We start from the raw sequence: 13,652 nt of genomic DNA, 5'->3' as shown, positions 1-13,652 counted from the left end.
GTCCCCACCGGCCGCGCAACGGTCCGTTTCAGAGCGTCGACGAGCTTCTTCTCGTAATGGACATGACGCCTGCTCTCTTCCAGCGGATCGAACCAGCCGTGACCGTGTATTCCGGAAGCCAGTTCGTCGACCCACGACGTGCCACACCTGAAGCTCTGGCGGCGATGCCCGAGATGATCAGTACGCAAGGGACAGCCTCCGATCGCCCGCCTCCATTTCCGATCGGCGCAAACGAAGAGCCAACGTCATCCTTGCGCGGTCGCGCCTTCATGATCCGTATCGAAGTCGCAAAGTCAGGCCAGGTTTCTCGATATCGAGCTGTTATTCGAATGACGGACAATCCGGTACATCCCTATTTCCTTCTCAGCTGGAAGATGACGTAAGCTCGCGACCAGCGCTCTGTCAGAGACGTAGTGTCTGTGGAACACCTTCCTGGCCGCGAGCTTGGCGAGGACGTCGACTATCGACCGGAAGACGCTCGACGCAGCTGTCAATGCCTTGTGCGAAAGCGGGACGCCGCGGCGTCGTACCCCGCGGACCAAATAGGCGTCAAGCGCCAGTCAGTAGGGCCGCAGAGCTACGCTTACGTTGGAGCGACGAAGATGAGGCCGCAATGTCACGGAAACAGGGGGCGGCTCAGTCCGCGCGGCGGCAAGGTGCTACGTATTGCTGCCGCAGCAAATGTTTGATCCGCACCGGCAATCGAGAGATGCGGCTGGCAACCGGGGGGCTAGCTAGCCACGGTGCCGCAGGAACTTCACTGATAGGCCACGCTTTCTCGTGAAGTGAGCCGCGTCTTGTCGCAGAACGGGGGGCTCGCCGCTATCAACAACAACCGTCGGACGGAGGAGTGTGAGGCTCTCATGGCAGCCGAGCACTTCATCAGGGCCCAGAATCCGGATTATTCGCGGCACTATCGGGGTCTTGACATCGTTGCTGAGATCGAGGCTTACGGCAGCTTCAACGAGATCCAGCGCCGAATGGCCTTTGGTGGTCTCGCCCTTGCCAATAATGACTAACGACTGCGTCGCCGCTTCGCGCAGAATGCCTGATAGGCGAGCCCGACTCCCACTTCCAGGGAAGTCGTCGCGCGCCAGCCAAGCTCCGTCAGGCGGGAGACGTCGAGAAGCTTGCGTGGTGTGCCATCCGGCCGTGACCGCTCAAAGCTGATGCTGCCCTTGAAGCCTACTACGGCGGCAACCACGCGGGCGAAGTAGCCAATGGTGATATCCTCGCCAGTGCCGATGTCGACCAGCGCGGTGTCCGAATAGGTCTTCATCAGGTGCACGCAGGCATCCGCCATGTCGTCGGCATAGAGGAACTCGCGCCGCGGCGTGCCGGTGCCCCAGACCATGACCTCCGGCGCATCGGCGAGCTTGGCCTCATGGAAGCGGCGGATCAGCGCCGCGTTTGCGCCGATGGATGGGGTCGGCTAAATCCCATGATCTGCGATCGCCGTAAATCTCGGCTGGAAGCTCCCGGGCGTTGTCAGGGACATTAGATCGATGGCGCTGCTTGACACGTACGAGGCGAAGCGCCTACGGACGTCGCTCAACACCTACCATCCTTGACGCTCTACGGATTTGCTCGGTCTTTTCGCTGCAATGCTCAAGACCAAAGACGCAACGGGGGAGCTGGCGACGAGTCTCGTCGTGTTGCCGACGGCCGTCTCGACCTTTACGCGGGCGTCTAGTTCAACTTTGCCGGTATCTGATAATCCACTGTTGGTTCGACAGCCATCGTCTCGGATTGCACAACCTTGCCTCCCGATGCTTTGACGGCGTTCGCTCTGCCGCGTACTTTGTGTAAATCTCGAGGCGATCTCACACTGATCCGTCCTGATTAGATCCTGCGGCATTGCCAAAGGTGGTCGGCTCGCTGGACGGCGCGTTGATGCAGGCATTGGACCATGGTCGCGCTAGCCTCCCACGCATCTTACGTGCGGACCACAAGTTCCACTGACGAACACCTCCTCGATTTCAGGCATCAAGGTCACTGCCTCATCGACAGTCGCTTCGATATCCGCCTCCGTTGGCGCCGAACCCAACCACCTCCGCGCATCGAACCAGTGCCGGAAGAATGGGCGGCGATACACCTGGAAGTATTGTTCGAGATACTGGACCCATACGTCCTCCGCAGGAATGCGTCCTGACGCATGGACAATCCCCTCTTGAGGGACGACGCCAAGGTTGAGGCGAAATGCGGGGCGGCCGCGCTTGTCGAGCTGGATTTCGACGATCTGAAATCCTTGAATGCCTTCGCGCCGCAGTCTCCCAAATGGGAATGCGGAACGAATCTCCCGGCTCCGCGCATCACCGCCCGTAAGCGGGATCGTCCGGAATCCTCGCTGCTCAAGCGCTGGGACGATTCGCAATTGAACGACCCGTCTCAGCGCATGCCTAACCTTTTCCGTCATTAGCCATCGATTCGGTCGCCGACAAAATATCAACATCATTGGGATGAGCCGGTCCATCCGTTAACCGCCGTCTCACTGCCATGTAGTGGTGAAGTCATGTTGGTTCTTTGGAGGAATCAGGACCCAGCAATGAGCGCGTCGAGGCAGTCTAACGGCGCCGGTGCTCCCAGGGCGTCAAACAGCTCTGACGCCGTTGACGACCGGGCCGCTTGACTTACAGTCTGTCCAGGATCCGTCTTGTCAAAGTACTGCTCAATAAGTTCGGGACGTTTTGTTATATAGTCGACGGCGCGCTGCCGCATCTCATTAAAGCGAATTTCAGGCGCCTGGCGCAGAGTTACCGATATCTTCCTGGTCCCACCATTCACAAAGCTGAATATCCTTCGCCAACGACTTTCGCCCCAAAGATGCTCGAAGCGAATCTCATCAATCCGCCAGATTGTCCCGTCACGATCCAAAACAATTACCCCGAGATAGCGCTCAAGGACCCGTTCTCTCGGACCCGTTGAGACTTTGAACGCATCGCTGCTATAAGGCAGGATCGTTTCTCTTCTCTCATCAAAGAAAAGCAGGGTACGTGGCCCACTATCTGCAGTCACATCCGCCTCCCCGGGGTGAAGTGCCTGCTAAGATTGCGCCGATCGTTAAGCTCTTAGACCATCCGGGGCCAGCCACCCAAGCCAGCTCGGGATACTGCGCGAGCGTCGAATTGAGGGACGCGGAGATGGGATTGGTGTTCCAGGGCTGGTTCTTAATCCAATCCGGTACCATCCGTCCTATGCCTTGGTTCCGCTCCAATAGCCAATGATGTCTTACCTGCCCTTCCCCGAGCAGCTGAATGCCTTCCCTGTTCATCCATTTGCGTGTCGCGTTCCAAGTATGACTCCCAAAATCCTTAAATCGGAACGCTCCCTTCTCCAAGGCGCCAGCGAGGCCCCCCCCGACGAGGCTGAGTCCAACCTCTCCGAGGTTAATGCACCGCCAGTTTCCGCCGTTCTCGTAGAGCTGAAGTCCAATATCTGCTGCGGCAAAAGCGAGGCCCCACGCGAATTCTCCCGTCGGATCTGTAAAAGAGACAGGATTCCCGCCAGCGTATACATAGAGGCTCGGCCCTGCGACGAGCCCAAGCGGATCTGCCTGCGTGTATCTCCCAATCGATGCATCGTAATGCCGATGCCAGTTGTAGTGAAGCCCTGACTCGACGAGAAAATACTGACCCGGATATCGCAGGTTGTTGCTTGCGGTTCCGGTGATCGAGCGGACCTCACCGTAAGGCCAGTACCATGCGTCCCAAACCACGGTCTGGTTTGCGTCGGTCATCTTGCTCGGGCGATCGAGATGATCAGGATGCACGTACCATTGTTTAGGCGTTGCCGTGTCCAGATCTGCAAAAAGCGCAAGGGGTGTATCATCCAGCCAGACGTATTCCCGCTGCGTCGTGCCGTTCGCACCTGCCTCGGCCAATAGCCGCCCAGAGCTGTCATAGATATAGTGGGTCGTCGTCGATGGCGTCATATTTTGGGTGGTCCGAACGGCCATCCGCTCGAGCCCGTCATAGACGTAGCTCGCGGTCACCGTCGTGCCGATTGTGAGCTGATCGAGCCGATTGCGATTATTATAGCGGTAGTTGTAGGTCGTAGTGCCCCTGACATCAGTGACGATATTGCCGGCTCCGTCATTCGTGACGCTCCGCAGCGTATTCGTGCCCTCAGTGGTGCCGACGTAGAGATTGCTGTTGTACGGATAGCCCAAAACTCTTGTCGTGGTGGTCGTGCCATTTGTAAAGACGTCGCCGGTCCGATTGCCGACCGGGTCCTGCCAATAGGTCTGCGTCCCCCAGTCCCCGTAGACATTCTGCAGCCGATGACCCGGAGTGAAGACATAGTTGTCGGTCCGACCGGCGACATTGTTGTCCCAGACATTGGTGATGTCGAAATCATCGTACCAGTAGGTATAGGCGCGGTTGATGACCGAATTCGATCCCTGCTCGACCACGAAGGTGCTCAAATTGTAGTCCTGCGTGAATGTCTTCCACAGGACTAGCTCGTTGCCGTACGAGAGCGATTGCAATGGGCCGAAGGGTTGGTAAGTCACCCACTTAGCGAGCAGCGTTTCGGCAGTTGCGGCGCCCGACTGCTGCGTCACGGTATTCACGAGCCCCGTCGCACCGCGGTAATAGTTGACGATCCGGCCGGATGGATAGGTGATGCGGGTCAGATTGCCGTCGAGATCATAGGCATAGCCAACAATGTAGACGATCCCGGCTGTTGTCTTCTTTTCCTGAATGGCCTGTCCCAGCGAATTGAAGGTCCACTCGATGCTCCCGGAGGCGTCGTCGATCCCTGTCAGGCGCCCAACGCCCTTGTTTCCGCCAGATGTCCCATCCCAGGAAAATGTGACGTTCTCCCCCGGTGCAGCCGGATATTGCTTGCTCAACAAGCGCCCTGCTGCGTCATAGGTCAGATTGGTAACGACGCCACGCCCGTCAGTCATTTGCGTCGGTCGGCCGGCGGCATCGTAGACATAGATGGTCGTGCCCGTATCGGGGCTCGTTCGCTGGATTACGTCGCCGAAGCCGTTCCGCACGAAAGTGGTGTTGAGAGAGCGGGGATCGCTATAGCTGGTTACTTCATCTCTGCCGTCGAGGGTGACCGTCTCGCTGTTGCCCTCCTCGTCTTTCGAATTGATCAACCTGTTCAGCGAATCGAATGACCAGCCGAAGACATTCGAGCGCGGGTCGGTGATCGAGACGCGATTATTGGTCTTGTCGTAGCCGTGAACCCAAGTCTGCTTTGAAGCCCCGATCAACTTCAACAGTCGGCCGAGTTCGTCGAATACGGCCGTCTGCGCCAACTGGATGGTTCCGTCAGACCCCTTGATCTGCCGCGCTGTGACGTTGCCCATCGCATCGCGCGTCAGTGAGATGGATGCGCCAGTATTATCCTGGATCTGAACCACCCGCCGCACATCATCATAGGTATAAGACAGATAGGCGCCGTTCGCGCGCGTCACTCTGGTGACATCGCCAACTGCATTGTATGTCAGCGACATCGTCGCGGCCAATCCCGACGGGTCGACGGTGACAGTCAGTAGTCGGCCGAGCGCGTCGTAGGTAAGGCTGGTGGTGACGCCGTTGGGATCGGTGACGAGCGTCGGCTGTCCGCGGTAATTGACCGAGTTGATGATCGTGACCTGTCCGATCTCGTTTGTGTAGGAGGCAGGATAGCCGTTGGCATCGTACGAGAAAGAGACCGTATCGCCTGGGCCGGGGAGGGGGCCGTCAACGCTCGACAGCAGCGTCCCGGTATAGTTGAACGTCCAGGTCCGCGTCTGTCCATTAGTCGAATACGGCGCCGTCTGCGACGTCGTGTCGGTCTGGGTCACTTGCGATAGCTGACCGGCCGTGCTCCAGGTGTATGTCGTGGTCAGGCCAGGCTCGACCTGTTGCGCGACCACATTAAATGTGTTGTCGTACACGAAACCCGTGGTAGTCGCCGCTGCGGTGCCACTTCCGCGTACAATCGAGGTCGGGCGTCCGTACGAATCCCTCGTATAGGCTGTGACGCGTCCCTCGTCATCGATGACCTGACTGACCTGCCCAAGCGTGTTGTAGCTGACAGATCGAGCCGAAGCGGGGCAATTTGTGCTCGCCTGGCCGGCCACGCCTGCTGACTTCATCGTTCCCTCTCGCTTTGCAAACGAGTAGGTAGCCTGCTTTCCAAGAGCATTGGTGACCGTTCGGGCCACGGCGGCATCGTCATAAACAACCGTGGTCAGGTCTGCGCCACCTGCGTGCGAGCTGGACACCGGTCGCCCATCCTGGTCGTACGTCCAAGTTGCGTAACGTACGCCTCGAGCGTCGGTCATCCCGGTGAGAAGGTCCGGAAAGGTGGTGTTCTCGTAGTGATACGTCGTGATGTCGATCTGCTGCCATACTCCGTCGTTCTTTTCCGACCTCGTGACAGTCGTCAGGTTGCCGTTCGTATATCCGTAGTCGATCTTGAAGTATTCAGTGGGGCCTGTGCTCTGCGCATAGGTGTAAAACGTTGCGGTCGAGACATGGAGAGGGGTTCCCGAGGCGCTCGTCTCGTAGCGAAAATCGATATGCCTCGAATCGGCGAATCCTATGGAGTCGATTCGCGTGGGATGTACGGCTGTGTTGGCGATGATACCCTTGTTGACGCCGTTCCTTTCCGTGATCGATTTGGGCCAATAGGTATTCCCGCTCTGTATGAAAATGACCGTTCGATCATTCTCGTCCTTGAAAGAGAAGAACTTCGTGCCGCCATTGTCAGAGCTCGTCAGCGATGCTTTCGATTCGCTATAGGCGCTCGCGTAGACCCCCGGCGTCGGCTGGTTGAAATCGTATTCGATGCCGTCTGGCGAGAACACGGCAACGGTGTTGCCAACGAGTATCTCGTACTCGAAGTCGAAGTGCCACCGTGCCGTGCCTAGCCGTTGGCCCGGCGTTCCCCGGCTTCGATAGTGGCGTACAAGCCCGAGCGGGCGCGCTCCGCCCGACATGAAGTCGACGGCATCCTCTGACTTCGAAGATCCCGAGAGTGAGATCGGATTGCCAACGCTCGGATCAGTTGTGCACGGATCGGGGCTGTTCTGCGGCGCGGGTGCGTGGCTGTTCGGGGGGCCGCGGCTCGGATCCTTTGTGCACACCCCTCTCTGCAGCGCGTAGCCGGAGACGCAGTCGGGCGATGTGATGTTGATCTCGTACGCCACTCGGGTGGCGTCGGCAACGTAGCATATAAGGCTGCCGTTCGGGCGAACCTCGACGCCGTTGAATTTCAACGGCAAATGAACGTCATAATCGTAAAAGCCGATGATGATATATTGCGGGTACAAAGCTGCGAGCTGACAAGCCGCAGCTGGCTCGGTGACGTATTGGGTAGTCAGAGGGATATTGTTGACGACGATCGGATATCCCAATTGCGGGTTTGCATCGGCTGCGGTTGCGGCGCACGCGAGAATGAAACAGGCTCGTCCCAGGCAACGAAAATGACGCGCCGCCCCAAGAAGCATCTGGAAAATTGGAGCAAGAACCTTCAAGCCAAAAGTACAGCCAGAATCGGTATTTCTAATCCAAGAGGATACGAAATACTGGATTGTAGAGTGCTCGATCGCTCTTTGTCCCGCCGCTCCGATCGCTGACGACATCCCATGCCCCTCGCCTGCTTCCCCGTAGATTTACGGGGGCATAAGATAGAAGTCGCATTATACCTTCAACGGTTGTGCGGCTTTATCAACAACTTTAGGGTGAGCCGCTAGAATTGGTCTGAATGATTGCAGGAGCTATCGCCGAAAGTTGGTGACGGCGGGAGTCCGAAGGCGGCATCGGAAGGCTGCGGGGCCAAAGGCTTGAGCGGATCATTGAGACCAGGCCGAGGGAAGGTGTGATTTCGCGGGGGGAGTTGGTGGTGCAGCAGGCTGCGGGGGCGCTCGGTTTCTGAGTTCATCGTGCTGGGGTGGCTGACCCTGTCGATACTTTTGGTTGTGCGGCTACAGTTGTTCAAGTCGCGAGTCCTAACCCTTGAGGAGGCGAGGCCCTCGTGATCAAGTCGATCAAAGAGTCGTCGATGGACTAGGAGGACGCAGATCGCTTGGGGGGCAGGTTCGCAGGGTCAAATCGGTTCATCGCATGGCCCAAGCCGTCGCTGAGGCACGCGGTTGAAAGCAGGCCGGCCTGCGACATACCTCGATCGCCGTGTGAGTGAGGTCCGGCCGACGTTCTGATACGATGCCTGGACGCTCTGTATCAGCTTTGTGCCGTCCACTAGCGACGCAATGAGCTCCCTGGTTAGTTCGCGCAGGCGCGGCAGATCGTTGTCATAGGCGTCGATATCGAGTCCGTCAGCCCGGGATTTCCCTGCACTGAGGCGCTCGCTAAATCGGAGACGCGGGCATGTTTCAGTTTCAGGACGAGAACTATCGAGGGGTCCCGACGGTTATCATCATCTCGTACGCCAATGCTTCGCTTGGACGCAAGGCGCGACGGGCCGCGGCGGCGCCGAAACGTTGCAGGACGTCCGAACGAGGAAATGTCTCAATTTCTAGCAGATTGGGCAGCTCGGAAGCCGATGCCGACCGTCTTCAAGCTGCAGTGGGATCGCATTCCAAAAGTCTGCAAGGGCATGGGCGCCGGCGTGGGGGCGCTGAGTTGGGAAGCGGCGGGGGCGATTGCTCATGCAGGTAATCAGAGCTCTTCTCGCCTGGCTATCTGGGGCTAATTCGCGCCTATCGTCGCTTGAGAAGCAGGTTCTCGATTGTGTGCGAGCGCGGCTGGATGATCAAATTCGAGATTTGTGGGATCGTCAGGTTCAGGCTATCAACAAGGTCCAACGGCTGCCAAACGGCGTTGAGGTGGACTTCTACAGGATGTCAAACGGACGACCGAGCTTCGACGGAATTATCGCATTCCCCAACAAGAGAGAGGCGGCTTTGGCTACGGTGAGCATCGAGATGAACGGCCTGGGGACGTTGGATGCAACAGTCTGGTCCGTCAATGGGCTCATGTTCTCGATCGAGTATAAGGGAAGCGTTGGTGACTTTGAGGAAGCAGCCGCCGGTATGGACCCCCTGCCTGGGTTCAGGATCAGCTGTGGTTTGACTGCCGATCTGTCAGCTGCCTGAAGAGTTTCAGGCAGGATGTCATCATCGGAGTGCGATTGTTATACGAGCCGTTGAGTAGCCAACGGTGTTGACGAATACGCTGACCGAATGATCGATGTTGTAACCGAGAACGGCAGCTGCGCATCGGCGCCACTGAGGAGACCAAAGCGCCATGCAGCAAGCACTCCACTGCTCGAGTGGCGGGTGCACGATCGACCTTCAGCTCTATTCCCGAGACTGACGACGTTCTAAGCTTGATGGTTCAAACGCCCAGGGCTGGCAGAATCCCCCTGCGGGTGCCCAGATGTATACGAATCAAACGAGCCATCGACTTTCCTGCGCAGCAAGGGTGACGAGCAGCCCAAAAGCCAGAAATGGTCCAAACGGGACCGCGCTCCTCCGTGTGACGGAGTAGCCAGCCGCATGTAGGGTGGCGACTACCGCGAGCGCCGATAGTGAGGCGGACAACAACTGGAGAGGGATGCCGACCATACCAACCCAGAAAGTCGACGCAGTCAGTAGCTTCACGTCGCCTAGTCCCAGGCCCTGCTGCCTTCGGATGACGAAATAGAGCCAGCGTAGGAGCCAGACGGCAGCAGCGACGATCATTGCCTGGAGAATTGTTTCGACGAGGGCAGGCAATCCGCCCAGGGCAGCTGCCCGAAACGCCCCAATTAGGGCGATCGTCGCATTCAGCGCGTTGGGTATTGTTCTGCGCTTGAAATCGATCCAAGCCAGCAAAACCAAAAGGCCTGGTAGGAAGATCAGACAAGCCGTAGCTACCCCAAGTCCGGTCATCGCGTACTAATGAGCTGCGCGCGGAGATCGTGCTGGATGCAGTCGAATCAGAATCCGCACAGTTCACATTTGATTGCGAAAATCACCTTCGCGCCCCGCGCGTGAAACAGGCGATTCATATTGCCAACAAAATCTCCGCGTCCGAGTGCTCGATAACCCTGAGTAATCACTCACGCTATCCCCTCATTTCAAGTGTCAATGCGGGAAGTCGCGACTTCGCTTCTGCCCGATGTTTTGGTCGTGTTCTGCGTCAAAGTCAGGAGGCAGGCCAGCGGCTTGCCGAACATCGCCCCTAGCTCGGCTCGCGTGATTCGCGGCGAGACCTTGCCTTACTCGCGGCGGTAATCGTCCTCGATACGGATGATGTCGTCCTCGCCGAGATAGGACCCGGTCTGGACCTCGATCAGCTCCAACAGGATCTTGCCCGGGTTCTCCAGCCGGTGCACCGCGCCCATCGGAATGTAGATCGATTCGTTCTCGTGCACGGTCTGGACCGTCTCGTTGACGGTGACCCGCGCCGCGCCGCGCACCACGATCCAGTGCTCGGAGCGGTGATAGTGCTTCTGCAGCGACAGCCGCTGGCCGGGCTTGACGATGATGCGCTTGACCTGGTGGCGCTTGCCATTGTCGACCGACTGGTAGCTGCCCCAGGGCCGGTGCACCTTGATGTGGGCCTCGGTCACTTCGGGCGCGACGGTCTTGAGCCTAGCGACCAGCCGCTTCAAGCCGTTGGCATCGCGCTGGCGCGACACCAGCACGGCATCCTGCGCCGCCACCACGACGAGATCATCGACGCCCTCGAGCGCGACCAGCGCCTTGTCGGTGACCACATTGCAGTTGCGGGAATCCTCGAACACGGCGGTGCCGCGCGCGGCGTTGCCCTGCCCGTCCTTGTCGGACAGTTCCCAGACCGCATGCCAGGAGCCGACGTCGGACCAGCCGCACGACACCGGGGCCACGGCCGTCCGCTCGGTCTTCTCCATCACGGCATAGTCGATCGAGATCGGCTTGGCCGCGGCGAAGGCTTCGGAGTCGAGGATGATGAAGCTGAGGTCGCGGCCGGCCTTGGCAACCGCGTCGGTCACCGTCTGCACGCTGGCGGCATCGTATTTGCGGTATTCGTCGAGCAGCACCGATGCGCGGAACATGAAGTTGCCGCTGTTCCAGAGATAGCCTTCGCGAATGTAGCGCTCGGCGGTCGGCTGATCCGGCTTCTCGACGAATTTTGCGACCGCCCGCACTTCCCCGGATACCGGTGCACCCGGGCTGATATAGCCGTATTCGGTGGCCGCGCGCTCCGGATTGACGCCGAAGGTGACGATGCGGCCGGCCTCAGCGGCCGCTAGCCCCTGGCGGCACGCCGCGAGAAAAGCCGGGGTGTCGCGAACGACGTGATCGGCCGCGAGCGCCAGCACGACGGCATCCTGATGGCGCGACTGGGCGAAGGCGGCTCCGGCGGCGATGGCCGGGCCTGAATCGCGCCGCATCGGCTCCAGCAGGACGTCGGCCTCGATGCCGATCTCGGCCAGTTGCTCCAGCACCATGAAGCGATAGGCCAGGTTGGTGATGATGATCGGCCGCTCGAAAAGATCGGCATCGGAGACGCGCAGCAGCGTGTCCTGGAATGTGGAATGGGCGCCGAACAGCGGCAGGAACTGCTTAGGCCTGACCTCGCGCGAGGCCGGCCAGAGCCGGGTCCCGGCGCCGCCGCACATGATGAGAGGAATGATGCGTCCGGTCATGAAATCAATCCGTCAAATCCCGTGATACTCGCGGTACCATTTTGCAAAACGTCCGATGCCGTCGGCGATCGAGGTTGCCGGCCGGAAGCCGATGTCGCGCTCGAGATCGCTGACATCAGCATAGTTGGTCTCGACGTCTCCGGCTGCATCGGCAACATCTTCATGATGCGCGGACGGCCGATCTCCTTCTCAAGCGCCTTCCCGAGGGCTCGCGTGGCCGGGAGCATCGAGCCCAGATCGGCTTGGTGGGCACTGTCGATCGGAACGGTGACGAAGACGCAAGCAGCCGCGGCGGTCTCGCTCGGATCGGCGGCCGCCTCGCTCGGATCGCTGGTGAAGTGCAAGTCCGGCCGATTCAGAGCGGCCGACGGGATCTCATAGCTGCTGTCCCTACCGTCTTCTAGCTTGGCCATTTGGACGACGTCGATGTCAAATCCGATCGCGGGCTGGCCGGCTTGCACGAACGCTGCCGCGACCGGCGAGCCGGCATAAGCACCGCCTATCGCTGCGATCATCAGTCCATGGGACATAAACTGGTGTTCCGGTTGTTTGCGAGGCCATTGACGCCACCCCGCGGCTGTTTAGCCACTGGGGCGTCAGTACCGCAAGGGGGCGGTCTCCGCCGCGGCATCGCCTTAAGTCCGGCGCGCTATGAGGGGAGTTGCGCGTCGCGCACTCGACCTCGGAACCTTAAGAGCCAAAGTCGCCCTCGTGGGGGGGGGGCATTCTAACTCCCCTCTTTGGATCGCGGCTCGCTCGCGTCTTTTTGGGCCAGTGAGCTCGAATTCGCAGGACGCATCATGGTGAGCGCGAGAACATTCTCTCGGCGCGTACTGGCGGGGGCCTTCATCGATCAGCCAGCGGAGATTCTCCACGTAGCTCAGGCCAGAGCGGGGGGGTAAACTGTGGCGGAGGAGAGATGATCGTCGGGTACACTGGCAGGTACACGATGCCTTTGGCGCGCGAAAAATATCATATTAATCATGCTGATACAGAAATTTTCGATTCCGCCCCTGGGCACCACGCTTCGCCCTGCGGGCTACGCGTGGCGCAGCCGCGCAGTAGCCCGCAGGGCGAAGCGTGCCCGGCGTAGCGCCTTCGCGAAGCCGGGCGTTTGAGCCCCCCAAGTCTCGCTTGAGCCCGGCTCTCTGATCTCCGATCCACCCTGTCAAACAGCTCCGCCGCTCGTCGCAGCTCACGCCCATGCGCCCGCGGCCTCGCCACCTGATCGGCCCGAGCTCTGCTGCAGTTTTCGTCCTCATCGATTGAGAGGGCGCAGGGAAGGCCGAGTGCCGACTGGCACCCGCGGCCCCCGTGCGTAAGAGAGTGCACGGGGAAGGAACCACAGGCTCAGCCGGAAACAACCCGGCCTTCCCTGCGCGATGGTTTGAACGGCTGCTCCGTGCTCTCCCAGGGGACCGGGCTTGCTTGCCCCCGTCATCGACATCGTCGCCGACCAAGACACCAGCGTCGGGGTGTCGGGACCACACGGCTTGACCGTCCGCGAAACGACGTTCGTCCGCACCTCCATGAGATGCTGCGTCGCTCCGCGGCCACCACTCCCCGCCGCAACGTCCCGTGACGATCGCGATGCGCCCCTCTCAGTGCGGGCGGGATGGCGGGATCAAACCACTGATTTGGGGGTGGTGTGAATAATATTTCCGGTATTCAGAATTTACGGCTGCGGCGGCCGATATCAGCTTGCTTCTCGGGCGCGTCGGACAATCGCCTGGTGTTGTCAGAAAACGAGCAGAGAAACGAGCAGAGAAAAGTACCGCACTGCCGAAACTCTCCACCACTCCAGCCCGCGTATGAATGCGACCGGTGGTTGTGCCGCTATCAATTGATTGATACTCTGGCGCCATTTCCGGCTTCGGGGGAGGCCAATGAAAATACTCACTATACTTGTGGCCGTCGTCATTGGGGCAAGCTCGTCATCAGCAGACGCAAGAGGCTTTCTTTCTTCATTGTTGCGTGGCGGATCAAAAGCCGCTGCCCGTGCCGGGGTCCACGCCGGAGCGCATGCCTACGGTGGGATCAAGACCTACGGCTCCGATACGCTTACGGTAGAGCAA

At 59.5% G+C, this 13,652-nt stretch carries 7 protein-coding genes and 4 pseudogenes; 4 read left to right on the top strand and 7 right to left on the bottom strand.

The window, feature by feature from the left end; genetic code table 11:
* Together QX108_RS33360 and QX108_RS33355 are read left to right on the top strand one after the other, a co-directional pair.
* Positions 1 to 383, top strand: a pseudogene (locus tag QX108_RS33360) (type II secretion system protein GspK); the annotation flags it as partial.
* A 480-nt stretch (positions 384 to 863) separates the two neighbouring features.
* Positions 864 to 1,019, top strand: coding sequence for a hypothetical protein (locus QX108_RS33355; protein WP_315783586.1), 156 nt, complete (start codon positions 864 to 866; stop codon positions 1,017 to 1,019).
* Here the strand turns inward: QX108_RS33355 and QX108_RS33350 are convergent.
* Positions 1,016 to 1,408 (bottom strand): annotated as a pseudogene (locus QX108_RS33350) (NAD-dependent epimerase/dehydratase family protein); the annotation flags it as partial. The gene QX108_RS33355 and the pseudogene QX108_RS33350 sit on opposite strands and share 4 nt — an antisense overlap.
* 747 nt (positions 1,409 to 2,155) lie before the next feature.
* Between QX108_RS33350 and QX108_RS33345 the strand changes: the two are divergent.
* Entirely contained in the window at positions 2,156 to 2,419 is a 264-nt protein-coding gene (locus QX108_RS33345) for a hypothetical protein (RefSeq protein WP_315783588.1), read from the top strand.
* 113 nt (positions 2,420 to 2,532) lie between these two features.
* Here QX108_RS33345 and QX108_RS33340 read toward each other — a convergent pair whose 3' ends face one another.
* Both QX108_RS33340 and QX108_RS33335 read right to left on the bottom strand, forming a co-directional pair.
* Positions 2,533 to 3,015, bottom strand: a complete 483-nt coding sequence (locus QX108_RS33340) for a hypothetical protein (protein ID WP_315783590.1) — start codon at positions 3,013 to 3,015, stop codon at positions 2,533 to 2,535.
* Entirely contained in the window at positions 3,002 to 7,585 is a 4,584-nt protein-coding gene (locus QX108_RS33335; protein WP_315783592.1) for an RHS repeat-associated core domain-containing protein, read from the bottom strand. The genes QX108_RS33340 and QX108_RS33335 overlap by 14 nt, the downstream gene beginning before the upstream one ends.
* Before the next feature lie 1,026 nt (positions 7,586 to 8,611).
* On the opposite strand from QX108_RS33335, the gene QX108_RS33330 reads away from it, so the two are divergent.
* The gene (locus QX108_RS33330) at positions 8,612 to 9,058 is read left to right on the top strand and encodes a hypothetical protein (protein ID WP_315783594.1); all 447 of its coding nucleotides are present in this window, start codon (positions 8,612 to 8,614) and stop codon (positions 9,056 to 9,058) included.
* A gap of 294 nt (positions 9,059 to 9,352) precedes the next feature.
* On the opposite strand, the gene QX108_RS33325 is transcribed toward QX108_RS33330, so the two are convergent.
* From QX108_RS33325 to QX108_RS33310, 4 genes and pseudogenes are all read right to left on the bottom strand, one after another.
* The gene (locus tag QX108_RS33325) at positions 9,353 to 9,835 is read right to left on the bottom strand and encodes an A24 family peptidase (RefSeq protein WP_315783596.1); all 483 of its coding nucleotides are present in this window, start codon (positions 9,833 to 9,835) and stop codon (positions 9,353 to 9,355) included.
* Between the two features lie 329 nt (positions 9,836 to 10,164).
* Complete coding sequence (locus QX108_RS33320) at positions 10,165 to 11,577, bottom strand: mannose-1-phosphate guanylyltransferase/mannose-6-phosphate isomerase (RefSeq protein ID WP_315783598.1); 1,413 nt, start codon at positions 11,575 to 11,577, stop codon at positions 10,165 to 10,167.
* Between the two features lie 12 nt (positions 11,578 to 11,589).
* Positions 11,590 to 11,771, bottom strand: a pseudogene (locus QX108_RS33315) (UDP-glucuronate 5-epimerase); the annotation flags it as partial.
* Positions 11,772 to 11,822: 51 nt separating this feature from the next.
* Positions 11,823 to 12,092 (bottom strand): annotated as a pseudogene (locus QX108_RS33310) (nucleotide sugar dehydrogenase); the annotation flags it as partial.
* Positions 12,093 to 13,652 lie beyond the last annotated feature (1,560 nt).

Origin of the sequence: Bradyrhizobium sp. SZCCHNR1002 (assembly GCF_032381435.1) — a bacterium.
In the GTDB taxonomy this organism is placed as follows: domain Bacteria; phylum Pseudomonadota; class Alphaproteobacteria; order Rhizobiales; family Xanthobacteraceae; genus Bradyrhizobium; species Bradyrhizobium aeschynomenes.
Note: the sequence above shows the minus strand (reverse complement) of the source record. Positions and strands in the feature narration are given on the sequence as shown.

Bases quoted from the DNA above. Each gene is read 5' to 3' on its own strand.
- QX108_RS33355 (WP_315783586.1), top strand. From the start codon at position 864: ATGGCAGCCGAGCACTTCATCAGGGCCCAGAATCCGGATTATTCGCGG.
- QX108_RS33320 (WP_315783598.1), bottom strand. From the start codon at position 11,577: ATGACCGGACGCATCATTCCTCTCATCATGTGCGGCGGCGCCGGGACC.
- QX108_RS33330 (WP_315783594.1), top strand. From the start codon at position 8,612: ATGCAGGTAATCAGAGCTCTTCTCGCCTGGCTATCTGGGGCTAATTCG.
- QX108_RS33345 (WP_315783588.1), top strand. From the start codon at position 2,156: ATGGACAATCCCCTCTTGAGGGACGACGCCAAGGTTGAGGCGAAATGC.
- QX108_RS33325 (WP_315783596.1), bottom strand. From the start codon at position 9,835: ATGACCGGACTTGGGGTAGCTACGGCTTGTCTGATCTTCCTACCAGGC.
- QX108_RS33335 (WP_315783592.1), bottom strand. From the start codon at position 7,585: ATGTCGTCAGCGATCGGAGCGGCGGGACAAAGAGCGATCGAGCACTCT.